This is a genomic window from Enterococcus sp. 6D12_DIV0197 (genome assembly GCF_002174385.1).
Lineage (GTDB): Bacteria > Bacillota > Bacilli > Lactobacillales > Enterococcaceae > Enterococcus_D > Enterococcus_D casseliflavus.
In genome coordinates this window covers 1732576-1758106 of the sequence record NZ_NIBN01000001.1, presented here as the reverse complement: position 1 = coordinate 1758106, position 25531 = coordinate 1732576, and the positions used below count along the sequence as shown (strand labels likewise).

Here is a 25531-nt window from a genome sequence, read left to right as displayed (position 1 = left end):
ATAGAAGTCCTCATTCTTTTTCGTTTGTGTTATTATTTTACTAAGGAGGGATTTTTAATGAAATTTTCAGCATACAAGTATCAACGCCCTGATTTTCCAGTCTATCAAGAAACATTCAAAAAAGCATTAGCAAACCTTCAGTCAGCCGATACCTTCTCGGAGGCGAAGCAAGCTCTTGATGCTTTGAACGAACTAAGAGGAACGATCGATACCGCAATGAACTTGGCTTCGATCCGTTATTCGATCGATACCAACGATGCCTTTTATGAAACAGAAGACACTTTCTGGAATGAATACCAGCCTCATTTTGAAGCTCTGGATTTTCAATTCTATCAAGCACTCTTGGCTTCACCGGTCTTAGATGAATTAAAAGCCGAATATCCAGAAACACTTTTTTTATATGCCGAAAGCCGTGTGAAGCTTTTTGATGAGGCCTTGATCGAATTGTTTCAAAAAGAAAACCAATTGGCTTCTGATTACAGCAAATTGGTCGCTTCTGCCCAAATCGACTTCCAAGGAGAAACCTATACCCTCGCACAACTGCGACCATTTACCGAAAACAAAGATCGCGGTGTTCGAAAAGAAGCGTTTGAAAAACAAACGGCTTTCTTCACGGAAAATGAAGACCGTTTTGATCAAATTTATGACGAGATGGTCAAGGTTCGTACCGAGATCGCCCACAAGCTCGGCTTTGAAAATTATGTTGCCTTTGCGGATACCCAAATGAATCGTTGGGACTATGATCGTTCAATGATCGAGACCTATCGTCGGGAAATTTTAGAAAAAGTCGTCCCAATTACCCAAAAGCTGTACCAAAGACAGGCGCAGCGTAATCAATTGACTCAGGCAACCTTTACCGACTTGCCACTTGTTTATCCTAGTGGTAACGCAGAGCCTAAAGGAACTCCTGAAGAACTAGTAGAAAAAGCCCGTGTGATGTATCAGGAACTATCCCCTGAAACTGGCGAATTTTTTGATTTTATGGTCGAGCATGACCTACTTGATCTACTAAGCAAAAAAGGCAAACAATCTGGCGGCTACTGTACGTTTATCCAAGACTATCAATCGCCATTTATCTTTGCCAACTTTAACGGTACTTCGGGCGATGTCGATGTTTTGACCCACGAAGCTGGCCACGCCTTTCAAGCCTTTCGCTCTCGTTGGATCAAAGAACCGGAAATTCTCTTTCCCAATTATGAATCTTGCGAGATCCATTCAATGTCGATGGAGTTTATCGCCTGGCCATGGATGGATGCCTTTTTCGAAGAAGAAACAGAAAAATACAAATTTGCGCATCTTGCTAGCAGCCTGCAATTTCTGCCTTATGGCGTTTTAGTGGATCACTTCCAACAAGAGGTTTATGAGCATCCTGAGTGGTCACCAGCACAGCGCAAAGCCCGTTGGCGGGAATTAGAGCGCCAGTATTGCCCAGAACGGGATTATTCAGAATATCCTGACCTTGATCGTGGCTTGTATTGGTTCAGACAGGGGCATATTTTTGAATCACCTTTCTACTATATCGATTACACATTGGCACAAGTGTGTGCGTTCCAATTTTGGTATCGATTCATCGTGGCAAAAGACGAAACCGCTTGGCAAGATTATTTGGCCATCTGCGAAGTCGGCGGCACGAAAACATTCCTTGAGATCCTGTCTCTTGCTCATTTACGTTCACCTTTTGAAAAAGGGGCGCTTGATGAGACGTTACAGGCAGTAGATACGTACCTTGCTGCTATCAAAGAAGAACAGTTAAACTAAAAAAAGACGTTTCCGTTTCTCCACTAGCTTCATAGCTAGTGGGAGAAAACGTGAAACGTCTTTTTAACGTGAATATTTTTCGATATGGTGTTCAGTCACGATCATATTGATCACTGACATGATCAGTGCCACTAATAGCGCTGCCCCAAACGAGGAGAAGCCGAAGTTGGCTGACCCAACAAAATACGAAGTCAAATTCAGCATGAGCGCATTGATCACAAAAGTGAAGAAACCAAGCGTCAGTAAAGTCAATGGAAATGAAATGACGATCAGAATTGGTTTAATCAAAGCATTCAGGATCGACAGTACGAAACTGGCGATCACTGCAGTCATAATGCTTTGAACATGGATCATATTTGGTAATAGAACCGCCAATGTGACAAACGTCAGTGTATTCATGATAAGCCGTTGAAAATAAGACACTAGAAGTCACTCCAGTCCTCATCCTCCACCTTTTCCGCTTCTTTACGGGGACGATTTGCTTCATTGTATTTGTTTTGTTTGTAGTAGTGATTGTCGTGGCCATATCCTGAGGTGCTCTTGCGACCAGAAGGAATCAAGACCGCCATGATGATATATAAAGTGATTCCAGGAAACGCAGCAGTCACTAAAGATAGAAAGACATAGATCACGCGAACGATGGTTGGATCAATTCGCAAGTATTCTGCCAGCCCCCCTAGAGTACCTGTAATGACAACGTTATTGGCTGATTTTGTTAATTTTTTGTTCATTTATCTACACCTTCCTTCTTTTCTTTAATGAGTGTAAACCCAGCGATTCTTATTTGTCTGTATCTTTGATAAAGACATTTCCTGTTGTTGTGGATAGATCGATTTGAGCGACTTTATCGGCAACCCGACGGAATTGCAATAGTTGGTTTAGGCGTTCTTTTTTCTCACGCACAACTTCCATCTCGCTTAAACGATTGTTGATGCTACCTAAACTTGTTTTTGCGATCCCTTCAAAACCGATTCCTGTCGGTAATGCTACTTTGACATTCCCATTTACAGAGCTGGCGTTTAATTTTTGGACCGTTTCTTCTTTGTAGGTCACACGGATATTGCCGTTAACTAAAGAAATGCCGGTATTTTGTGGCGTTGCTGTCAACGTAACGTCGCCGTTCACCGTTTCGATAATGGCATCTAAAATCTCACCCTCTTGAACAGTGATCGTTCCATTCACGCCTTCAATCTCTAACATCGATGCGTTTACTTTGCGGAAATCGATATTGCCGTTTGTTGATTTTGTATAGACATCTTTCGCATCCAATTCATTGAATGTAACATTGCCGTTCAACAATTTCACTGCCACATGATCATAGGTACGTTTTGGCAAGTAGAAAACGAGATCGGCACGAATGCGTTTGTTGGGAATTTGGAAAGAGATGCGTTCATCATCGACATTGATTTGGCTTCTTGCTTCAAAAGCATCGAAAGGCTCCGCCGCATCCATTTTACCATATAGTTTGATTTTGGCATCTACTTTGACACCTGGTTCATCCCATAATTGGAAGGAAACATTGCCGTTTGCCAATTTCACATCGATCAATGTCGCTGCCGTTTCATCATAGCTGAATGTGTGCTCAAATTTTGTCGCTGCAACACCAGGAACTTTCAAGTTGATGTCTTTCCATTCCATGTTGTCATTGACTGACTCTGTCACTGCCCGAACCGTTTTCTTCAAGAAGTGTCCGAAGTGTGTGCTGGCATCGACCATTTTTTCACTTACTTGGTTAAAGGTGTCAGTCGCTTGCTCTTTCCAATCCTCTGGAATATCTAATTTTTGAGAAATTTTTTCTTTTGTTTGAGACCATTGGTCTTTGCGAATATTTTTTAATTTTGCTTCCAATTCTGCTTTTTCTTCAGATAAACCATCTAAGGTTTCTTCCAAGGCAGTAATGGTCGCTTCTGTTTCGTGACGCGTAGCCAATTCATCTTCTGACAATTGATCCAACTCTTCTTTGGTGTTCAATTGCATCAGTGTTTCTTGTGCTTCTTTTAATTCTTCTTTGACGCCAAGAATTTCAGCATTGATTTCGTCCAACTCAGCAGATGCTTGGTTGGCTTCCGTTGCTAAACCATCGAGAATTTTTTCAAGATTTTCTTTGTCTTGCGCTTCGTTTTGACGAAGTTTTTCTTCGCTGTCAAACGTGAACATCTCATCGTCGTTTTCAGTATCATCAAATGGGCTTGTCGCATTCTTATCCGCGGTTACCTCAGCAGCAGCTTTGTTAATTTGTTTTTCGTCTTTGGCTTTTGCCATACCTTCTAGTAAATCCAAGGCTTCTTCTGTAGAAAGCACACCTTTTTTTACTAGATCCAATATACGTTCTCTTTCGTTCATGGAAATTGCCTCCTTCAGCAAATGTGTGATTGCAAGTTTAGCTTACGAACCTATTATGCCTTGTTTTTGCAAAAGTGTCATAGGTCTTAAGTACCAAGTTTTTCTCAATCTGCAGATTGGCAAGCAAAACCGACACTTTTTCTTCATTACACTAGGCTCAAAACGATCTTCCTATTATTAACAGTACCACGAAAAACCAATAGAAACAAAAGTTTCAGCTAGTAGAACTCTTAAGGAATAGGCCTGCTAGAGTAAATGAGTGATTGCTCCTTTCACTGCAGGTCGGCGACGAAAAGCATAGACGGCTCAACTAGTAAATTTCAAGGACGATAGAATCGATTTCCATTGGCCATCTTTATGGAGGAGCCATTTTCTATTCTGCCTATCCTATTCACGTCATCGATTGAAGCGATTCTTTCAAATCAAAAAGACCGCCGAGAGAAGTTACTCCTTAAAGGACAACTGCTTTCGACGGTCCGTCCCATCTCTTTTAAAGAGATATGTGATCAAGAACCCAAGCTGGTTTCTTAAATCATTTCCGTACGGTTTGTATTCAATTCACTGATTTTCCCAGTAGCAAGATACACGATCCATTCACAAATATTCGTTACGTAGTCACCGATTCGTTCCAAGTATTGAGCAACGGATAAATAATCGGTCCCACTGACAACTGTTTCTGGATTTTCTTTCATACTCTCGATCGTTTTGTAATAAATGTCTTTGTAATATTCATTGACCCGATCGTCCATTTGAGCGATCATGCGGGCATCATCTTGATCAGTTTTTACATACGCCACTAAGACATTATCAACCATTTTTTTGACGTAATCCGACATATCTGAGATTTCTTTTTCGATTTCGGCGATCCGCGTTTCGCCTTTGACCCGAATCGTTGACTTCGCAATGGATACCGCATGGTCCCCCATCCGCTCCAAGTCAGAGCTGGCTTTCATTACAGTAATGATCATTCGTAGATCGGTCGTTACTGGTTGTTGCAAAGCAATCATCTCAAAGCTCTTTTTTTCTAAACGAACTTCCATATTGTTGATCGCCAAATCATTTTCAATTACTTCCTGCGCAATTTCTTTGTCATGTCTGACATATGCTCGCACAGATTTATGAATGGCACTGCTGACTAGCATCCCCATTTCATAAAATTGATTGTGTAAATTTAATAATTCTTCTTCAAATTGTGTACGCAACATCCCTTTTCCTCCTAACCAAATCTTCCTGAGATATAATCTTCTGTTTCTTTTTTGCTTGGACTTAGGAACACTTTTTTCGTGTCATTGAACTCGATCAAGTTGCCGTCCAAAAAGAACGCGGTTTTATCTGAGATTCTTGAAGCTTGTGACATGTTGTGGGTCACGATGATCATGGTGTAGCGTTCTTTCAGTGCTAGAAGGGTATTCTCGATTTTCCCTGATGAAATGGGGTCTAACGCACTGGTTGGTTCATCCAGCAAAATGATTTCTGGATCGACAGCCAATACCCGAGCGATACAAACCCGCTGCTGTTGTCCACCTGATAAAGAAAGCGCACTTTGGTGAAGTTTGTCTTTGACATCTTCCCAGACAGAAGCTGCTTTCAGGCTTTCTTCTACCGTCTTATCAAGAATCGCCTTGTCCGTGACTCCTTTTAATTTTAACCCATAAATCACATTTTCGTAAATTGAAAAGGGAAAAGGATTCGGTTGTTGAAAAACCATCCCGATTTCTTTGCGCAAATCAACGATGTCTTGCTTTGGACTATAAATGTCTTTCCCTTTATAGACAACACTTCCTGTAATTGTCACACCAGGGATCAAATCATTCATTCGATTAAGAGAACGCAAGTAGGTCGATTTCCCACAACCTGAAGGTCCGATCATTGCAGTGATCTCGCCTTTTTTGATGGAAAGGTCGATTCCTTTTAATGCTTCTTTTTTTCCGTAGTATAAATGCAGATCTTTCGATGTAATAATTTCTTCTGCCATTGTTTTGCCTCCGTTTACTGATCGAATCGGCTCAGCCAAAATGACCGGATACGTAATCTTCTGTTGCTTTAATTTTTGGACGAGTAAATATCTTACGGGTCTCATCGTACTCGATCGCATTTCCTAAGTAGAAAAAGGCTGTATAATCGCTGATCCGAGCAGCTTGCTGCATATTATGGGTCACGATGATGATTGAATAGTCGTTTTTCAAGTTGATAAGAGTTTCTTCCACTGTCCCTGTTGAGATTGGATCAAGGGCACTAGCTGGTTCATCTAAAAGTAAGATATCTGGTTTCATCGCAATTGCTCGAGCGATACACAGACGTTGCTGCTGTCCACCGGACAATGCCAAAGCACTTTTGTCTAAGCTGTCCTTTACTTGATCCCAAAGTGCGGCTTGTTTCAAGCTGGTTTCGACTGCTTCATCCAGTTTCTTTTTGTTTCTTTCTCCATGACGTCGCAAAGCAAAGGCGATGTTGTCATAGATCGATTTACTGAAAGGGTTTGGTCGTTGGAAAACCATGCCGATACGCTTGCGCATTTCGAAGACATCGACTTCTTTTGTATTGACGTCGACTCCTTTATACATGATGTTTCCTGTGACTCTCGTGTTTGCGATCCCATCATTCATTCGATTCAAAGAACGCAGATACGTTGATTTACCGCAACCGGAAGGTCCGATCAATGCGGTGATTTTATTTTTTTCAAATTGTAGATCAATGCCTTTGATGGCTTCATTTGATCCATACCATACATGCAAGTCAGTGGTATAAAGCGCCACATCTTCTGGTTTATCGAAGGTAATGATATTTCGATCGTCCCAATTGTAATCGTTCATACTGTCATTCTCCTTATGCTGACGTCATTTTCTTGTACAACCGTTTGCCAGCTGCACGGGCGCCAAAGTTAAATAGCAAGACGGCAATGATCAATACCGCCGAAGCCCCGGCTGAAACTTGAGCGCCATCAGGCATCGTACCTTCTGTATTGATTTTCCAAATATGGACTGCCAGCGTCTCCGCTTGTCGGAAAAGACCGATCGGGCTGGAAACACTCAATGGATTCCAGTTTGTAAAATCAAGGGCCGGTGCACTTTGTCCTGCAGTGTAGATCAGCGCTGCCGCTTCACCAAAAATCCGACCAGAACTTAGAATGACCCCAGTCAAAATCCCTGGTGTTGCTTCTGGAACAATGATGCGTGTGACAGTTTCCCAACGGGATAAGCCTAAAGACAAGCCCGCTTCACGCTGCGTATAATGAATCGCTTGTAGAGATTCTTCCACATTTCTAGTCAATAGTGGCAAATTGAAGAAAGTCAATGCCAAGGCACCAGAAATGATCGAAAAGCCATAACCAAACTGGATAACAAAGACCAAGAAACCAAAAAGACCGACAACCACAGAAGGCAGTGAACTCAAGATTTCGATCGATGTCCGAATGATATCCGTCAACCAGTTTTTCTTCGCATATTCTGATAAGTAGATCCCCGCTCCTAAAGAAATCGGAAAACTAATGATCATTGTCACTAAAAGCAAGTATAGGGAATTGAACAATTGGATGCCGATCCCGCCACCTTCTTGATACGCTTTTGAAGAAGAAGTCAGAAACTCCCAATTGATATGGGGAATACCACGTACCAAAATGTACAATAGTAAGGAAGCCAAAATCAAAACAATGACTCCAGCAACAGCATACAAGACGCCGGTAGCAATTTTATCTGAACGTTTTGCATTCATTATTTCAATGCTCCTTTCTTCCCAATAAAGCGAATGACAATGTTAAATAGTAAGGACATCAATAAGAGAATCAAGGCTAATGACCATAGAACGTTGTTTTGGACTGTTCCCATGATCGTATTCCCAATACCCATGGTTAAGATCGATGTCAATGTTGATGCAGGTGTCACTAAGCTCGTCGGCATCAATGCCGCATTACCGATAACCATTTGGATCGCCAATGCTTCCCCAAATGCGCGAGCCATTCCGAAAACAACTGCCGTTAAAATCCCAGGGACAGCTGCTCGTAAAACAACTTTATAGATCGTTTGCCAGCGTGTTGCACCTAAAGCTAAGGATGCCTCACGGTAGTGCCGAGGGACTGCCCGTAACGCATCGACAGTCATCGTAGTCACTGTCGGCAAAATCATGATAAATAGGACAAAGGTCCCCGCCAAGATCCCAAACCCTGTACCGCCAAAAACAGAACGGACTGCTGGTACAATGACAGACAAACCGATAAAACCATAAACTACAGAAGGAATACCGACTAATAGTTCGATGACGGGCTGTAAAATCTTCTCTCCGTTACGAGGGGAGATCTCCACCATAAAGACTGCTGCACCGATCGCAAATGGTGTTGCGACGATCGCTGATAGGAAGGTTACGAAGAACGAACCAAGGATCATCGGTAAAGCACCTACTAATGGTTGGCCATCAGGACCAACAGCACTTGGATTCCATTGCGTACCAAACAAAAAGTCGAAAACATTGACTTTGTCTACAAAGAATGTCGCTAATCCACGGCTAGCAACGAAATAAAAAATGGAGATCACAACCAATACAATCAACGCAATACATAGAAAGCTAACCAGCTTTCCTCTTTGTTCCATTCTTGCGCGCTTGGATTTTTTTGTTAACACTTCTTTTACATTTTCCACGAGGGTTCCTCCTCAAAAATCAAACTAAACTCATAACCATTAGTTTATCGGTTCAACATCAATTTCTGTTAAAGCTTGTGTAAATTTTGTGTAAAGATTACTCGACGATGTTGCCTTCCCAATCTCTTTCCACCTGCATGATGGATATTGGAATATAACCCAGATCCCCGACGATATGCTCTTGTACTTCATCAGAAAGCATATATTCAAGAAATTCAGCGGTTAATCCCGTTGGTTCTCCTTTTGTATACATATGCTCGTAAGCCCAAACTTTCCAATCATTGGTCGTTACATTTTCAATCGTTGGTTGAACCCCATCGATGGAAAGGACGTTGACTTCATCTGTCACATAAGAAAATGCAACATAACTGATGGCGCCTGGTGTATCTGAAACGATCGAACGGACCATCCCACTAGAATCTTGCTCTTGGGAAGGAATCGCTGTTTCACCATCCATGATCCATTTTTCAAACGTACTTCTCGTGCCGCTTCCAGTCGCCCGATTCAACAAAACGATGGGCAGATCATTTCCGCCAACTTCACGCCAATTTGTAATATTTCCTAAGAAGATATTTTTTAAGTCCTCTGTTGAAATATCCGTGATCCCGACGCCTTTGTTGACGATCGGTGTGATACCCACCGTTGCCACTCGGTGGTCAACGAGTGCATCCGCATCGATCCCTGGCTTTTCTTCTGCAAACAAATCAGAATTCCCAATATCGACTGCGCCTGCTTGGACTTGACTTAACCCAGTGCCGCTCCCGCCTCCTTGGACATTGATAAATCGCCCAGGATTTGAGTTTTGAAATTCTTCCGCAACGGTTTCTACGAGTGGCTGCAAGGCAGAAGACCCGACTGCTGTGATCGATTCTCCTCGATCTGCCCAGCTTGCACATCCTGAGAGTAAAATAACCAATCCGATGATAGGACTTAGAAGTTTTAATTTTTTCATCATAACGCTCCTTGTACTTTCGAAAGTCATTGATTATAAAAATCAATTATTTTCATTTTACCATTAGTTGAAATCAATGAAAATTATTATTTGCTTTTTTTTCTTGAGTTGAGTCTGCCCCTTTATTTAAAACGCTTTTTTTCTTTTACAAAATAACTATTTTGTAAATAAAATGACAAGATTTCTTAATTAAATTACGTGCATCCAGAAGGTATGCTGTGCTATACTGTGAGAGGAAACGTATTTTAAAAAGAACATAATTATTAATCTTGCTTCCCCAATCAAGTACAATATGTTGTTATGTTCAGCGTTTTCACGATTTCATCAACATTTCCCCAAAATGTCTGTTGAATCGAAACGGCAGAAAGAAGCATTCCTATGCATCTTCTGCCGTCTTTTTTTATTCTAATTCACTTAACCATGTCGCCATCTGCTCAATGATGGCTTCTTGCTGTGCTTCATTTGGTAGATCCGCTGCTGCTTCTCCTTTTTGTAACCCATAGGTACCAAAGCCAGCATGATTGCCGCCTTCGATCGTTTGGAACGTCGTAGTTTCTGGAAGGAGGCTGCGGGCAGCTTGCCAATTTTCTTGATTCACTACTTGGTCTTGACTGCCTGAGAGTGACAACACAGCAATCGATTGATCAGCTAAGGATCCTTTTTCATCTGGGTAACTAGCAAAGAAAAAGACGCCTTTTAACTCGTTGTCGTTTTCAGTCAACTGATTCGCTGCAAAACGGCTGGCCATGACGCCACCTAATGAATGACCACCAATGACATAGGAGCTATGGGGAATTTCTTTCAAGACCTCTTCTGCTCGATTGCCTGCTAAAACAGCCATGTTAAAGGGCATTTTAACGATCGCGACAGGATAGCCTTTTTCCGCTAAACCTGCTGCCCATACACTATAGCTTTCGGCATCGACAAGCGCACCAGGATAGAAAATAACCAAAGGCTTTTCTTCATCTCCAGCAAAATAGAGGACATTTCCCTCATCATCTGCCTCTTTCGCTGCTGCAACTGCAGCATCCACTGCTGGGTAATGCAATTGTTGCCAACCGACCCAACCGGCAATAGTTAAAATAACAACGGTGATCAATACACCAATCAAAACTTTTGTTCTTTTTCTCATCATATCCTCCTGCAAAAAAAGAAGATCAGGAAAGGATGGCAGACGAAAGTTGCGGGTCCATCATCTCCTGAATCTTTCTATAAGTGTTTCCAATTTTTATCGGTGAGCCAGCGCCAATAGTTCTCGTGCATGTTCGATCGTTAAATCGGTGATTTCTGCACCTGAGAGCATACGGGCGATCTCAGCCACTCGTTCTTCTTCTGATAATTTACGGACATGGGTTTCTGTCCGACCTTCTTGAATTGCTTTTTCGATAAAATATTGATTGTCCGCCACAGCCGCTACTTGCGGCAAGTGGGTGATACACAAGACTTGCGAATTCGCAGCGATCTTGGCGATTTTTTCGGCGATCGCCTGAGCTACTCGGCCACTGACCCCAGTATCCACCTCGTCAAAGACAATACTAGTGATTCCTTGCTTGCGGGAGAAAATCGATTTAAGCGCTAATAAGATCCGGGAAAGCTCTCCTCCAGAAGCAACTCGCACTAACGGTTTCATGCCTTCACCGGGGTTGGTGGTCAAATAAAACTCCACGGTATCAAAGCCGCTGCTGCTTAATTGTTTTGAACCAGATGCAAACCGTACTTCAAATTGCGCGTGCTCCATATACAGCTCTTTTAACTCTTGAACGATTTCTTTTTCTAAACGATGAGCCAATTCACGTCGTTTGACGTGCAAGGCTTCCGCCAGCTGCCAAACTGCTTCAGCTTTTTGGGCAAGCTCTTCTTCTAATTGCTCCAACTGACCTTCTGTATAGGCAGACTCGCTGATTTCTTTACTGATCTCATCATAATAAGCAAGAATCACAGGAATTGACTCCCCGTATTTGCGCTTCAATTGACGAATCGTTTCTAGTCGTGAAATGACTTCTTCTAGACGACCTTCATCTAATTCAAGGTTGTCGACTTGACGAGAAATATCAGTGGCTGCATCCTGTAGCAGGTAGTACGCACTTTGGATCGCTTCACTGATTTTTTCATACGCAGGATCAAGATGGGCGATCGACTGGATCTCTGATAATGCCACACTGACTCCATCTAGGCTATTAACTTCTTCGGCAGATAGAGCGCCATAGCTTTGCCCTAGAGCATCCACGATTTTTTGATAATTGGTCAGTTTTTCTCGTTCATCGATCAGCTGCTCTTCTTCATTTTCCATCAATTCCGCTTGGGCGATCTCTTCTTGTTGAAAACGCAGCATGTCCATTCGCTGCACATAGAGCTGCTCATTTTCTTGAATGGTCCGCACATGTTTTTCTAAGGAGCGATAGGCTTGATAGGCTTGACGGTAACTTGCAAGTTCTGCTTTAAAGGCATCATCTCCAAAACCATCCATCAACGCCAAATGTTTTTCTGGCTGCAGCAGCTCTTGATGCTCATTTTGTCCTTGGATATCAACTAAAAACAAGCCAATTTGGCGCAAAACCGACAAGGTAACGGTTCGACCATTTACACGACAAATAGTTTTACCCGATTGAGAGATATCCCGTTGTACGATCAGAACTTCCTCTTCATCAATACCCAGATCTGCGGTCAGCTCTTTGAACTCCTGCTGATTCGGCCATTCAAAAATCCCTTCCAAACGACATTTTTCTGCGCCTTGACGCAAATAGTCACTGGATCCTCTGCCACCTGCTAGTAAGCCCATCGCATCGATAATGATTGATTTCCCAGCACCTGTTTCACCTGTTAGAGCCGTCATCCCCTCATGAAAAGACAGGTGCAAGTTGGAGATAATCGCAAAATTTTGGATCGACAATTCTAAAAGCATCCCTTGCCTCCTCTTTTATACGTAACGTTGGAAATCCTTGAATAGGTTCTCGGTATCTGCTTCTGTTCTAGTGATCATCAAGACGTTGTCATCATCGTTTAGCGTGCCAAATAATTCTTTGGCATAACGCTTATCAATCAAATTCGCCAAAGCCGAAGCATTGCCAGGCAGTGTGCGCAGGATCACAAATTTGTCCATTCGATCGACAGAAACAAACGCCGTTTTTAGGATTTTATCTAGTTTACCACTCACGTCTTCCGTTGTCTCTTGTGGAATACTATAGCGATAGCCGCCTTTTTGGGAAGGAACTTTCACTAACTTCAATTCCTTGATATCCCTTGATATGGTTGCTTGTGTGACTGAGACGCCGCGATCTTTTAACAACTCGACAAAATCTTCTTGTTTCTGAATATCTTGTTCACTTAACAATCGTGTAATCAAGCGATGCCGTTCTTTTTTTCTCATCTCTTGTTCCTCCTGAATGAATTCCTACTAATTTTATCCTATTTTGCGCAAGAAAGAAAGAGAGCCGACAAGTAAAATGTCCACTCTCTTCCATTCTTTATTTTGGTTGATGAAAGGTCTCATGTGCTGATGCAACAACTTTCGGGATGTCGATCCCTGCTGCGGTGCCTTCTTGCAGGCTTTTCTTTAAATGTACGATAAACTCGATATTCCCTTCGCCACCAGTGATTGGTGAAAAACTTAGGTTTAATACATCGAATTTTGTTTTCTTAGCGAATGCCAGTACTTCCTCCAACACTCGTTCATGGGTTTTGGGGTCACGAACGATCCCATTTTTTCCGACCGCTTCTTTGCCCGCTTCAAATTGTGGTTTGATCAGCGCCATCACTTCGCCATCCGCTACCAAAATATCATAAAGGGGAGGTAAGATCAGTTTAAGTGAAATAAAAGAAACATCGATCGTAGCAGCTTCAGGAAGACCATCCAGGAAGTCTGTTGGTTTTGCATAACGGAAGTTGACCCGTTCCATTACGATCACTCGCTCATCTTGCCGCAGCTTCCATGCCAACTGATTGTAACCGACATCCAGTGCATAGCTTTTTTTGGCGCCATTTTGCAGCGCCGCATCAGTAAAGCCACCGGTGGAAGCGCCGATATCTAACATGATTTTATCGGTTACGTCAAAATCAAAAACTTTGAGTGCTTTTTCTAACTTGAGACCACCACGAGAAACATAAGGCAGCTTCTTCCCTTTGATCTGCAGCAGTGTATCTGCGGCAATTTTTTCTCCAGGCTTATCTAAGCGCTCATTGTTTTTTTCTTTGTACACCAATCCAGCCATCACTCCTCGTTTGGCTTGCTCGCGTGTCTCAAAGAGGCCTTGCTGGACAGCTAAAACATCTACTCGTTCTTTCTTCATGCGTTCCCTCGAATCTCAAATCGTTCCACAAATGCCAATAAAACATCCTGCGTAAATTGACCGTATTGGCTTAATTGTGCCAGAATTTCTTTGGCTTTGCCCAATTCTTCAGTCAAGGCTTGCTGCGCGCCTGCTAAGCCAAGTAAAGCAGGATAGGTACTTTTCGCCAACTCGTCATCTCGGCGGACAACTTTGCCTAGTTCTTCGGTTGTACTAGTGGCATCTAACAGATCGTCGCGAATTTGAAAGGCTAACCCAATATGCTGGGCAAAGCGATCCAATTCATGCAGAACCTCTTCCGTCTGGTCGGCTAAGACACCACCAGCAATCACCGCAAAGCGGATCAATTCTCCAGTCTTTCGTTCATGGATTGACATCAGCTCCTCAAGACGAAGCGCTTGGTTCTCCCCTTGAATATCAGCTGCTTGGCCGGCAACCATCCCTTGCGTGCCCGCTGCTTTACTCAACTGCTGCAGCAGCAAGACTTTTTGATTGGCTTCGATTTCCGCCATAGCGACTAATTGAAACGCAGCCGTCAAAAGACCATCTCCAGCTAAAATCGCTAAAGCTTCACCAAAAACCTTATGGTTGGTGGGTTTGCCTCGACGCAGATCATCGTTGTCCATTGCTGGCAGATCATCATGGATCAGCGAATACGTATGCACCATTTCTAGGGCTGCTGCACACTGGTACACCGCGGTATTGATGGGTTTGTGAAAAGCGGCGACTGTTGCTGCCAATAAAAGCGGGCGAATGCGTTTGCCGCCAGCTTGGATCGAATACTGCATGCTTTCAAATAGTCGTTGATCAGAAGTGTGTTCTTTGACAAAACGTTCCATAACTTCTTCGATCAATGGGGCGTGTTCTTTCGTAAATTCCTTCAAAGCACTCATTGGCTTTCCTCTTCAAAGGGGACTTCTTCATTGGATTCAGTCATCATTTTTGTTAAGGATTTTTCCGCTTTACTCAAGGTGTCCTTGCATTGCTTGCTCAAAACCATGCCTTTTTGAAAAGCATCTAACGCTTCTTCCAATGGAACATCACCTTGTTCCAAACGGGTTACGATTTGTTCTAATTCTTGTAATGATTCTTCAAATGTTGGATTTGCCATGATTAACTCCTTCTGTACTAATAACTTCGACAAGCGCTTGGCCATCTTGGTAATGGATCGTCAGCTGATCTTCTGGCTCGATCGCATCAATCGATTTGATCACCTGCTCATTTTTCGTGGTATAGCTGTAGCCGCGTCCCATGATTTTTAGTGGGCTTAACAAATCAAGGGATTGGACTGCATTTGCAAATTGATTTTCTTTTGCCGCATAAATATCTTTCATGGCTTTCGTTAAGCGTTGAGAAAGATAGCTGACCTCTTGATTGCTGGCTTGTAATCGCGCTTTTGGTTGTTGTTGGGCCAACCGTGAAATCAATTGCTGTGCCTGGCGATCCTTGTCATAAAGCAAGGTTTGCAAGCCTTGCTGCATCCGCTGCTGCAACTGATCGAGTTTGATGGACTGTGCCTCATACAAGCGCTCTGGTTGTCGAAAAACATACGATCCAATCACTCGCTGATAGCGTTCTTGTTTGTACTGGATCTGGTGCATAAATGCTTGCTCTAATCGGGCTTGTCTTTCTTCGATCCGCAAAATCTCCTCCGACAGCACTGGCACCGCTAATTCGGCAGCGGCGGTCGGAGTTGCCGCCCGTACATCCGCCACTAAATCGGCAATCGTCGTATCGGTTTCATGCCCCACTGAAGAAATAATGGGGGTTTTTGCATCAAAAATGGCTCTTGCCACTCGTTCTTCATTGAAAGGCCAGAGGTCCTCGATCGATCCACCCCCACGTCCGATGATCATAGTATCAAAGGACCCATCGGCTTCGACTCGTTGGATATTTTTCACCACATCATCCGCAGCTTTATTGCCTTGTACCACGGTTGGATACAAAACGATCTGAGCAATGGGGTAACGCCGCTGTGTCGTCGTGATGATATCTCTGATCACCGCCCCACTAGGACTGGTCAAAACTGCGATGCGTTTCGGGTATTTCGGCAAGGACTGCTTCGGTGCAGAAAATAAACCTTCTGCTGCCAATTTCTGCTTTAATTGTTCATAGGCTTGATAAAGAGCGCCGACACCGTCTGGTTCCATATGTTCGATCACCATCTGGTAATTTCCGCTTGCCTCATACAGAGTGATACGCCCAACCGCCATGACTTTCATGCCCTCTTCTGGTTGAAAGCGCAACTTGTCAAAAGCGCCTTTGAACATGACGGTCGAAATTTTTGCACCATCATCCTTCAAACTAAAGTATTGGTGATTGGGGCGACGACGAAAATTGGAGATCTCCCCCGTCAAATAAACCCGCTCTAGATACGGATCGACGTCAAACTTACGCTTGATATATTTTGTTAATGCGGTTACCGTTAAATATTCTTGCGCCATTTAGTTTTTCATTGTCTCCTTTGCTGCCTCGATCGTTTGGGCCATCAACATCGTGATCGTCATTGGACCTACACCTCTAGGTACCGGTGTGATATAGCTAGCGATCGGTTCGACTTCATCAAATTTCACATCGCCGATCAACTTGCCGTTGGCATCACGATTCATCCCAACATCAATCACCACAGCCCCTTCTTTTACGAAGTCTTTTGTGACAAAATGACCGCGGCCGATCGCCACGACTAAAATGTCCGCTTGTTTTGCCAACTCGGGCAGATTTTTGGTTTTTGAATGAGCAATAGTCACGGTGGCATTTGCCCCTAAGAGCAAGTGCGCCATTGGTTTTCCGACAATGTTGCTGCGACCGATCACTAAGGCATTTTTCCCTTCCAATTCGATCCCATACGCAGCAAACATTTTCATAATGCCATAAGGGGTACAAGGAATTCGGTCAGGTACACCTGCGAATAATTTTCCTAAATTGATTGGATGAAAGCCGTCGACATCTTTTTCTGGTTTGATGGCTAACAGTACTTTTTCTTCATTGATATGTTTTGGCAAAGGAAGTTGAACCAAAATTCCATGAAAGGCATCATCGTTATTGAACTGTTCGATTTCTGCTAATAATTCTGCCTCAGTAATGGATTCAGGGTAGCGGGCAACACGGGAATTGATGCCGATTTTCGCCGCAGCTAGTTCTTTATTTTTCACATAAGTCTGACTTGCTTTGTCTTCTCCAACAAGCAAAACAACTAATCCCGGTGTCACACCCTGCTCTTTTAGTGTTGCTGTCTCTGAAAGAAACGCTGCTTGCATTTTTTCAGCCAATTCTTTTCCATTGATTAATGTACCCATTCTGACAACTCCTCCAACCTGATTATACGGACTTATTTTGTAAAAAGAAACGCACCAATCGTTTGTCGATATGCTTCTTCATGTTTTCTATCATAGCATTTTCTGAAAAGAAAAACACCGTCTAAGGCTCCCTTTTTTCGGAAAAAACGAGGGTAAACCGACAAAGTGCGTGCAAAAAAACCGAACGATCAAGCAGGACCGTCAAAACAAGGCGGTTGCTCATAAATCGTTCGGTTTCTGACTCGATCGAAAAAAAGCTGATCTCTTTTGATCGATCGTGTTAGGGCTGAAAATTACTCACTTACCTGGTTGGTTTTTGTTTCTAGCTCTTGATTGACTGTCGATAAAATACCGTTGACAAACTTTCTGGACTGATCATCACTAAAAGTTTTCGCTAACTCGATCGCTTCATTCAAAGCCACACGATTCGGCACATTATCCACATAGATCATTTCATACAAAGCAATTCGTAATATCGTCACGTCCATTTTTGATAAACGCTGGATTTTCCAACCAGCTTTTAAATGATTTTGAATGACTTCATCCAAGGCTTCTTTGTAATGACAGACACCTGCCACTAATTGATCTAAATAAACAGGCACAAAATGCTCTTGTTCTTCATCGATCAATTCATGGTGTTCCAACTCGATGGCATGCATGATGGCATCTTGTTTCGTTAAATCTTTATTAAAGTCTAGTGGAAATAAAGCTTGTAACGCCATTTTCCGTATTTCATGCCGTGATAATTCTTTACTCATTTTCTTCCTCATCGTTTCCAAATAATTCTTCGATGTCTGGTAAATCTACTTTTTCTGGCACGACTGCCACAACATGAACATTTACTTCAGCCAGTTGTACATCTGTCATAAATAAGACTTGCTGCTTGACCCGTTCTTGGATCTCCATTGCCACTTTAGGCACTGACATCCCATAAGTGATATAGCAATAGATGTCCACTTTGATCCCTGTTTCATCGATCGTTAAGTAGACCCCTTTGCCATGAGCTGCGCGACCTAATAATTCAGTGACACTGTTTGCCAGTGTTCCTCGCATCCCATAGACACCTTCCACTTTAGAAGCAGCGATCCCAATAATGATCTCGATCACTTCTGGTGCGATGACGATCTCGCCTAATTCAGGACTTGCATTTAATACAAGGTTTTTATCTTCATTCATACGTTTTTGCCTCCATTCTAAACAGCTGTACCGTATTGTTTGTAAAAAAACCGCTCGTTTTTTCCGTTTGAAGCAAACCAACGCTTGATTCAATCAATAACATCCATGGCACAGTGTTTCTTCTCGCTCTAAGTTTATCATTTTCTGCACTGAGAATCTATAATAACCCACTATTCTCAATGAATTTTCTGAAAAACAAGGTCGATGAATCAGAGAATGATCAATTCTTTCGGTGAATGTGTCAACACTTTATTGCCAGTTTCGGTGATCAAAAGATCATCTTCGATACGAACGCCGCCAATTCCTGGAAGATAGATTCCTGGTTCATCTGTAATGACGTTTCCGACAACAAATGCTTTATCAGCGCGGAAGGATACATTTGGTCCTTCGTGGATCTCTAAACCAATCCCATGACCTGTTGAATGACCAAAGGCATCTCCGTAGCCAAAGGAAGCAATGTGATCCCGAGCGATCGCATCTAGTTCAATTCCGGTCATTCCAGGTTTTGCTGCGGCCAAGACTTTTTCTTGCGCTTCAAGTACGATTTGATAGATTTCCTTCAATTTATCGCCAGGATCTCCTACTGCAAAGGTTCTAGTCATATCAGACACATAGCCTTGATAGTAACAGCCAAAGTCTAACGTGATCAGATCGCCTTGTTCAATCACTTTTTCACTCGCAACCCCATGGGGCATTGCTGAACGCAGCCCACTAGCAACGATCGTTTCAAAAGATACGCTTGTGGCACCTAATGAACGCATAAAGAAATCTAACTGATTCGCCACTTCGATTTCTGTCATTCCTGGGCGGACCATTTTCAAAATATGTTCGAATCCTTGATCGGCGATATGACAGGCTTGTTGGATCAATGCGATCTCTTCCTCATCTTTGACTTCCCGCAAAGCCTCGATCATCCCCGATACAGGGGCAAGGGATGATTCCTCGATCAAGTCTTCTAAGACGGAGTATTCAGCAAAGCTGACGAAACTTTCTTCAAATGCTAAGACATTGATTTCTTCCTTTTGGCAGATAGTTGCAACTTCTTCAAAAATCGGTCCGCTATTTTTTACGATCTCAAATCCTTGAGCTTGGGCAGCTGCTTGCTCTGTATAGCGGAAATCTGTTACAAAAAAAGCTTTGTCCAACGTAATGACTGCTAAACCAGTTGTCCCAGTAAAGTTTGTCAAGTAACGCAAATTGTATGGGCTGGTGATCAAGAACCCATCAATCGAATCTTTTCTCATTGCTTCACGTAATTTTTCAACTCTTAACATGTATCGTTCCCTACTTTCTTGTTCTATACGATAGTATTATAACAAACTTCCAGAAAAAGCGGAAAGCAAGCGAAAAGTTTTCTAAAAAATGAACCTTCAGAAACTTGGGACCTCAAGTTATCAAAAAGACCATCTAGAAAACTAGACGGTCTTTGCTCTACAATTCTTCTCCATTGCTTTCAATTACTTTTTGATACCAATAAAAGGAGCTCTTTTTGATGCGTTCCCTGGTTCCTTTACCATAATCATCTAAATCAACATAAATATACCCATAACGTTTGCTCATTTCTGCAGTGGAAGAGCTGACTAAATCTATAGGGCCCCAGCTCAAATAAGCAAGAATATCAACACCGTCCTTGATACATTCTTTTAGTTGTACAATATGTTGTTTCAAATACTCAATACGATATTGATCTCGAATGGTTCCGTCTTGTTCGATTGTATCGATTGCACCTAAGCCGTTTTCGGCAATCATGAGAGGAACTTGATAGCGGTCCCAGTATTGAGATAAGCAATTGTAAAAACCTAAAGGATCTGCTCGCCATTCCCATGCAGTGGGCTTCAAATATGGATTTTGTTCACCGTCAAATGGTGCCATCGTATTTTTGGATGCGTCGACGATACGTGAATAATAGTAAGAAATCGCTAGAAAATCCATCGTATTCTCTTTTAGTAATGGCAGATCTGCCGGATGCATCTCGATAGAAAGCCCTTGATCTTTAAAATAGCGCAACGCAAATTCTGGATATGTTCCTCGCAATTGGACATCAGTAAAATAGTACTGCATACGGTTTTTTTTCATCGTTAAGACTATATCCTCTGGTTTGCAGCTAGCCGGATAAAATGTTGCATCTGCGACCATTGTTCCTAGTTTAGCATCTGGATCAATTTCTCGCCCTAATTCGATAACTTTGGCTCCAGCTACAAATTGATGATGTACCGCCTGATACATCAGTTGTTCCATATTATCAGATTGGTCATCATAAATACCTAAACTACCAAACTGAACGGTTGGTACCAAATTGATTTGATTACAGATAATCCAATATTTAACTTTTCCTTTGTATCGACTTAGTAATACTTTTGCGTAGCGTACGAAAAAATCAATTACTTTACGATTTGCAAAACCACCATATTCTGTCACCAGATGAAGCGGCATATCGTAATGGCTCATTGTTATAATTGGTTCCATACCGCAACTGATAATTTCAGCTATCAGATCATCATAAAATTCTAACCCAGCTTCATTTGGCCGCATTTCATCGCCATTAGGGAAAATTCTTGACCAAGAGATACTTGTTCGAAATGCTTTTAATCCCAGCTCTTTCAACAAGGCAAGATCTTTTTTATACGTGTGGTAAAAATCAATTCCGAACCGTTTAGGGTAATAGTTGGTACAATCTGTTGTAGCAAACTTTATCTCAGCTAATGTCCCTCCGCCTTCTTTTTTTATGTTGCTTCTATTTAATTCAGGATCAAACGCATGAATATCAGAAGTTGATAAACCGCGACCATCTTTGTCAAAAGCACCTTCAATTTGACAAGCTGCAACTGCTCCGCCCCATAAAAAATTTTTTGGAAAACTTTTTTTTGTCATTCTTCTCCTCCTAAATGATTCACAATCATAAATTTTCTCCATTAGACTGGATAACCTTTTGATACCAATAAAAAGAGTCTTTCTTGATACGAGCGCAATCTTTCGGATCATCATCAGTCCGATCAACATAGATAAAACCGTAACGTTTTTTGACTCCGTTACTTGTGGACAGTAAATCCAACGCTGACCAAGGGCAGTAAGCCCAGACCTCAACCCCTTTTTCCATTGCTCTCTTTATCGCTTTAATATGGTCTCTTAAATAGGAGATGCGGTACTCATCATGTACTTTTCCTTCTGGAGTAAGTTCATCGAATGCTCCTAAGCCATTTTCTGTAATCATCAAGGGCTTATTATAACGAGTATAAATATCTCTGAACGCATATTCTAATCCAATTGGATCAATCGCCCAATCCCAATCAGTTGTATCAAGATGGGGATTTTTACACATTTCGTAAAAACCAGGATGTGTTTCAAAACCAGAAATCTCGCCTTTTTTTCCAGAAAGATTAACGCCACTGTATCGTATTGCTTTCCCTGACTCCTTAGGGCAAGCTTTTGCACATTCACTTGCATAATAGTTTAATGCAAGAAAATCTGAATATCCTTCTCTAATTAAGTCCATATCCCCTGGCTCAACAATTGGTGCCAAGTGATTTTCTTGGAGATAGGTCATTGCCGACTCTGTATAAATACCTTTGAAATAAATATCTAAGTAGAAAGCATTTCTTAAGTCATGGGCATTTAAAGCAGCCAATACGTCTTCTGGTTTAGATGTAAGAGGATAAATCGGTGCATACCCCAAAGCAGCTCCTACTAATCCGTCGGGCACTAATTCATGCACCAATTTACAGGCCGTCGCATGTGCAAGGTTCATATGATGGTTGATTTGATAACGCAACTGATTTTGTGACTGAAGCTCTTTCGGGATATAGCATTTTTGTGTCCAATACTGGACGATAATGCTCTGTTCATTAATAGTCGTCCAATACTTAACTTTATCTTTAAACTCGTTGATAACAAACTTCGCATAATATTCAAAATCTGTAACAATTCGTCTATCCAGCCACCCCTGATACTTTTCGACAAGAGCCCATGGTAAATCATAGTGATACAGTGTAACGATTGGTTCTATTCCATAAGTTAAAAGCTCATCAATCAATTTTCGATAAAACTCAATTCCTTTTTCGTTTACTTCGCCAACACCATCAGGAAAAACTCGAGACCAAGAAATTGAAAATCGGTAGGTTGAAAACCCCATTTCTGCCATCAATGCAACATCTTCTTTGTAATGATGATAATGATCACTCGCGATCTCTGCAGAAGCAAACCCCTTTTCTTCAAAGCTTTTTTCATTGATCACATCTTGCTGAGATGCTTTTTTGCCATCTAACAATGCCGCGCCTTCCACTTGATAAGCACTCGTGGCTGCGCCCCATAAAAAATTTTTTGGAAATTGTTTCATTCTTTTTGCCCTCTTTCAACTATTCTCAAAATATCAATCATCTCTTTTGTCATCTTAACTTCGGAATTTATTGTCATTAAGGTGTCCTGTGCATGAACAAACAATAAAAATATCTCATAATAGTGTCCGTTGGCTTCTTTTTGAATAACTTCTGTTTGTGCTTTATGTGCTAACACGATTTTTTTTTCTGCTTCAAAAAGTTTTTTTTCTGCAGCAGAAAAATCAAATATTTTTGCCATTTTCATTGCATCAACTAATAGATTTCTAGCATCTCCGGCATGAATAATGATTTGCATAGCTATTGGTATTAGTTCATTTTCGTTTTGCTCTTCCATAAACTTGCTCGTCTCCAATCCCTAAATTTCTAGTTCTACTGCTTGTGATTCTTCTAAGAGCTTTTCTTTTTCATAAGCTTTAAAAAATGGATACCAGATAACCAAATATAAAATAAATAAAAGTACCCACCACAACACAGCTCGTAAATCTTCTGTTACCATCACACTTGAGATCGGCGCAGGCACTTGTCCGACTTGGATCATTTTAGAAGGGATGTTGAGTAAGCCAGTGCTCATCAGAAACCAAACATACAACGCTCCGACAATAGAGTTTATCCAAGCTGGAAGCATCAACAGCGGATTGAATACCACTGGGGCCCCAAACATAACTGGTTCGTTAATATTGAAAATTGACGGGGCAAGAAAGACACGACCTAAAGTTCTCAGCTGCTTGGATTTTGAGAAGCACATCAAGATATTCAGACCTAATGTTGCACACATACCACCCATTGTGATAAACGCTAGCGTAAAAACCGCTTCACTTGTTGCAATATTTTGAGCCACTCCTCCTGCAGCAGCAGCCTCGATGTTTTCTTGGATACCTGCTAGAAAAATTGGTGTGGTAACTGCACCAAAAAGCCAACTTGAAATCCCCATCGTATAGAAGAATGCCGGAACAAAACAGATTAATATAAACCCAGGTAAGGTTTGTCCTATTGAGGCAACTGGTTGAAAAGCAGCTAATATCACTTCAAAGAGATTCACATGAAGAACATTCACCAAAACCATTGTAATTCCTAGAGCAATAACGTTCGGCACAATGGTGTTTATCCAACCAGTCACAAAGTCGGGTACACTGCTCCCTTCCATGAAACGAACCTTAGCCCATAAATGGAACACGAGCGATACAAAAAGACCGATAACCATCCCAACAGCAATTCCAGATGGTCCCAAGTTTCCCAGAAAGGCAGACAAACTATCTGTATTTTCTTCTTGTGGAATGACCGCCATCAATAATACGCAGACTGAAGTAATGCCCGCATTGGTAATATAAAACGGATGGTTAAGTTTCTCCATACACTGATTTGCCATCATGAAAGCGACAATTAATGAAATCAGTCCAAAGCTAAAATTCAAAATCGGAGAAAGATCAGGTAATGCTGGAAAAAACGATACAAACACATTATAAAAATAGATAAGTGACCCGGTTAAAATAAATGGAATGATTTTTTGCATACTGCTTGAAAGAGCAGCCAGCCAAGGCTTTGAGAAAAAAGTGTTCATGGTTGGGGCAAACGAATTCGTCAGCCAGTTCATAAATTTTTTCATATTCACAACTTCCTTTTTTAGTTTCAGTAAAAACAGATATTTTGCCTTTTAGAAACGATCAACTCTTGCGCTCATTGATTTTATGAAGAGCAATATCCAGAAGTTTTTCTCCATTTAACTGCGCGTATACATCTTGCGGGATTACCACAACAGGAACATTGTAGGGGTATGCCAATGCTTCATATTTTGATAATTCACTTGCGTAATGCGGGCCAATCATCAAAATATCAATAGCTGATAAATAATCATTCACTTCTGTATAACTCCTTGCCTCTACATTTAAGGATAATTTTCTTTTCTTTGCAGTCTTACGGGCGTTACTAGCAAGAAATCCGCTCGACATTCCAGCTCCACAACATAGAAGTATTTTTAAATTAGTCATATTTATTCCTCCTTCTTGATAGCTCCACTATAGGAAATATGTACTACGACCTTCAACCGAACTTTTTCACTTTAAAGGGCAAGGAATCTTCTAAGCATTTTCCCATTAAGGGGCAAAAGTACGCTTGACGCAGCTTTCCAATTCTAACTATAGTTAGAATTAAATGAAGAAAGGAACGGGAGCATCATGATTAATGAAAAACAGCAAGAACTGCTGAAATACCTCAGCAATGAAAACCGAATTGTAACCAGTATTGAGTTAGCAAATGCTCTAAATATTTCAACAAGATCAATTAAAAATTATGTATCTCAACTAAATACACTCTTTGAAAGTAAAATTATCATCTCTTCAAGAAACGGTTATCTACTCAGCAATCATTCGCTTATTCCAAGTTTATTAGCGCAAACTAATCAACAGATTCCCCAATCCAATGAAGATCGATCCTTTTATATAATTAAGCAGCTAATTTTTCATTCCTCAACTGAACTACATTTATTTGATTTATGTGAATCACTTTGCATCAGCTATTCGACACTTAAATCATTACTGACAAAAATGAACACAATGTACAAAACCTACAATGTTAAATTTACATCTAACAATGATTGTTTACAGATTATTGGCGATGAAAAGGACAAACGAAAACTCATTCGCTATGTCATAAGCGAAGAATCAGGCAACAGTTTTACGGACATTACACAAATTAAACATTGTTTTCCTGACTTTGATACCGATGCTTTATACAGTATTATTAAAGATGTCTTTAAAAA

Annotated in this window: 27 protein-coding genes; 2 read left to right on the top strand and 25 right to left on the bottom strand. The window is 41.5% G+C overall.

From position 1 onward, the window contains the following. The first annotated feature begins 57 nt into the window (after window positions 1–57). Window positions 58–1758, top strand: a complete 1701-nt coding sequence (locus A5867_RS08050; protein WP_087627325.1) for a M3 family oligoendopeptidase — start codon at window positions 58–60, stop codon at window positions 1756–1758. A gap of 63 nt (window positions 1759–1821) precedes the next feature. Here the strand turns inward: A5867_RS08050 and A5867_RS08045 are convergent, their stop codons facing one another. The 25 genes from A5867_RS08045 to A5867_RS07925 all read right to left on the bottom strand — a co-directional run bounded on the left by A5867_RS08045 (window position 1822) and on the right by A5867_RS07925 (window position 24761). Next, on the bottom strand, window positions 1822–2181 hold the full coding sequence (locus tag A5867_RS08045) for a phage holin family protein (RefSeq protein WP_005225788.1): 360 nt from the start codon (window positions 2179–2181) through the stop codon (window positions 1822–1824). Beyond that, window positions 2181–2489 (bottom strand): PspC domain-containing protein, encoded by a 309-nt coding sequence (locus A5867_RS08040; protein WP_010748006.1) that lies wholly within the window; start codon window positions 2487–2489, stop codon window positions 2181–2183. The genes A5867_RS08045 and A5867_RS08040 overlap by 1 nt, the downstream gene beginning before the upstream one ends. Before the next feature lie 49 nt (window positions 2490–2538). Beyond that, window positions 2539–4101 carry a daptomycin-sensing surface protein LiaX gene (gene liaX / locus A5867_RS08035; RefSeq protein WP_010748005.1) on the bottom strand — a complete coding sequence of 521 codons (1563 nt, stop codon included), beginning with the start codon at window positions 4099–4101 and terminating at the stop codon, window positions 2539–2541. A 527-nt stretch (window positions 4102–4628) separates the two neighbouring features. After that, on the bottom strand, window positions 4629–5306 hold the full coding sequence (gene phoU, locus A5867_RS08030; RefSeq protein ID WP_005225785.1) for a phosphate signaling complex protein PhoU: 678 nt from the start codon (window positions 5304–5306) through the stop codon (window positions 4629–4631). Window positions 5307–5317: 11 nt separating this feature from the next. After that, window positions 5318–6076: a phosphate ABC transporter ATP-binding protein PstB gene (pstB, locus tag A5867_RS08025; RefSeq protein WP_005235379.1), complete on the bottom strand. Its 759-nt coding sequence runs from the start codon at window positions 6074–6076 to the stop codon at window positions 5318–5320. Window positions 6077–6107: 31 nt separating this feature from the next. Beyond that, window positions 6108–6914 carry a phosphate ABC transporter ATP-binding protein PstB gene (gene pstB, locus A5867_RS08020; protein WP_005225783.1) on the bottom strand — a complete coding sequence of 269 codons (807 nt, stop codon included), beginning with the start codon at window positions 6912–6914 and terminating at the stop codon, window positions 6108–6110. 13 nt (window positions 6915–6927) lie between these two features. After that, window positions 6928–7812, bottom strand: a complete 885-nt coding sequence (gene pstA / locus A5867_RS08015) for a phosphate ABC transporter permease PstA (protein ID WP_005225782.1) — start codon at window positions 7810–7812, stop codon at window positions 6928–6930. Further along, a complete protein-coding gene (gene pstC, locus A5867_RS08010) occupies window positions 7812–8732 on the bottom strand; it encodes a phosphate ABC transporter permease subunit PstC (RefSeq protein ID WP_005225781.1) in 921 nt (306 codons plus the stop codon). The genes pstA and pstC overlap by 1 nt, the downstream gene beginning before the upstream one ends. Before the next feature lie 97 nt (window positions 8733–8829). Then, on the bottom strand, window positions 8830–9684 hold the full coding sequence (locus A5867_RS08005; RefSeq protein ID WP_010748000.1) for a phosphate ABC transporter substrate-binding protein PstS: 855 nt from the start codon (window positions 9682–9684) through the stop codon (window positions 8830–8832). A gap of 400 nt (window positions 9685–10084) precedes the next feature. After that, window positions 10085–10816 (bottom strand): alpha/beta family hydrolase, encoded by a 732-nt coding sequence (locus A5867_RS08000; RefSeq protein ID WP_170927520.1) that lies wholly within the window; start codon window positions 10814–10816, stop codon window positions 10085–10087. 96 nt (window positions 10817–10912) lie between these two features. Continuing rightward, a complete protein-coding gene (gene recN, locus A5867_RS07995) occupies window positions 10913–12586 on the bottom strand; it encodes a DNA repair protein RecN (RefSeq protein WP_016610293.1) in 1674 nt (557 codons plus the stop codon). A 15-nt stretch (window positions 12587–12601) separates the two neighbouring features. Then, window positions 12602–13051, bottom strand: coding sequence for an arginine repressor (gene argR, locus A5867_RS07990; RefSeq protein ID WP_005225777.1), 450 nt, complete (start codon window positions 13049–13051; stop codon window positions 12602–12604). Between the two features lie 97 nt (window positions 13052–13148). Continuing rightward, complete coding sequence (locus A5867_RS07985; RefSeq protein ID WP_005225776.1) at window positions 13149–13970, bottom strand: TlyA family RNA methyltransferase; 822 nt, start codon at window positions 13968–13970, stop codon at window positions 13149–13151. After that, window positions 13967–14863, bottom strand: a complete 897-nt coding sequence (locus A5867_RS07980) for a polyprenyl synthetase family protein (RefSeq protein WP_081116532.1) — start codon at window positions 14861–14863, stop codon at window positions 13967–13969. Before A5867_RS07980 ends, A5867_RS07985 begins: the two co-directional genes overlap by 4 nt. Further along, window positions 14860–15081: an exodeoxyribonuclease VII small subunit gene (locus A5867_RS07975; protein WP_005225774.1), complete on the bottom strand. Its 222-nt coding sequence runs from the start codon at window positions 15079–15081 to the stop codon at window positions 14860–14862. The genes A5867_RS07980 and A5867_RS07975 overlap by 4 nt, the downstream gene beginning before the upstream one ends. Continuing rightward, window positions 15062–16414 carry an exodeoxyribonuclease VII large subunit gene (gene xseA / locus A5867_RS07970; RefSeq protein ID WP_087627323.1) on the bottom strand — a complete coding sequence of 451 codons (1353 nt, stop codon included), beginning with the start codon at window positions 16412–16414 and terminating at the stop codon, window positions 15062–15064. Before xseA ends, A5867_RS07975 begins: the two co-directional genes overlap by 20 nt. Next, window positions 16415–17266, bottom strand: a complete 852-nt coding sequence (locus A5867_RS07965) for a bifunctional methylenetetrahydrofolate dehydrogenase/methenyltetrahydrofolate cyclohydrolase (protein ID WP_005235351.1) — start codon at window positions 17264–17266, stop codon at window positions 16415–16417. It lies immediately after the preceding gene. Window positions 17267–17559: 293 nt separating this feature from the next. Continuing rightward, window positions 17560–18024: a transcription antitermination factor NusB gene (gene nusB, locus A5867_RS07960; protein WP_034858046.1), complete on the bottom strand. Its 465-nt coding sequence runs from the start codon at window positions 18022–18024 to the stop codon at window positions 17560–17562. Beyond that, window positions 18017–18442: an Asp23/Gls24 family envelope stress response protein gene (locus tag A5867_RS07955; RefSeq protein WP_005225770.1), complete on the bottom strand. Its 426-nt coding sequence runs from the start codon at window positions 18440–18442 to the stop codon at window positions 18017–18019. The genes nusB and A5867_RS07955 overlap by 8 nt, the downstream gene beginning before the upstream one ends. A gap of 209 nt (window positions 18443–18651) precedes the next feature. Further along, the gene (locus A5867_RS07950; protein WP_005225769.1) at window positions 18652–19716 is read right to left on the bottom strand and encodes a Xaa-Pro peptidase family protein; all 1065 of its coding nucleotides are present in this window, start codon (window positions 19714–19716) and stop codon (window positions 18652–18654) included. Window positions 19717–19873: 157 nt separating this feature from the next. Beyond that, entirely contained in the window at window positions 19874–21313 is a 1440-nt protein-coding gene (locus A5867_RS07945; RefSeq protein WP_087627322.1) for a family 1 glycosylhydrolase, read from the bottom strand. A gap of 25 nt (window positions 21314–21338) precedes the next feature. Further along, on the bottom strand, window positions 21339–22775 hold the full coding sequence (locus A5867_RS07940; RefSeq protein ID WP_087627321.1) for a glycoside hydrolase family 1 protein: 1437 nt from the start codon (window positions 22773–22775) through the stop codon (window positions 21339–21341). Then, window positions 22772–23110 carry a PTS lactose/cellobiose transporter subunit IIA gene (locus A5867_RS07935; protein ID WP_087627320.1) on the bottom strand — a complete coding sequence of 113 codons (339 nt, stop codon included), beginning with the start codon at window positions 23108–23110 and terminating at the stop codon, window positions 22772–22774. Before A5867_RS07935 ends, A5867_RS07940 begins: the two co-directional genes overlap by 4 nt. 21 nt (window positions 23111–23131) lie before the next feature. After that, window positions 23132–24379: a PTS transporter subunit EIIC gene (locus A5867_RS07930; protein WP_087627319.1), complete on the bottom strand. Its 1248-nt coding sequence runs from the start codon at window positions 24377–24379 to the stop codon at window positions 23132–23134. Between the two features lie 58 nt (window positions 24380–24437). Next, window positions 24438–24761, bottom strand: coding sequence for a PTS sugar transporter subunit IIB (locus tag A5867_RS07925; protein WP_087627318.1), 324 nt, complete (start codon window positions 24759–24761; stop codon window positions 24438–24440). A 186-nt stretch (window positions 24762–24947) separates the two neighbouring features. Here A5867_RS07925 and A5867_RS07920 point away from each other — a divergent pair. Then, a partial coding sequence (locus A5867_RS07920) for a helix-turn-helix domain-containing protein (protein WP_140397106.1) occupies window positions 24948–25531 on the top strand: 584 nt, incomplete at its 3' end.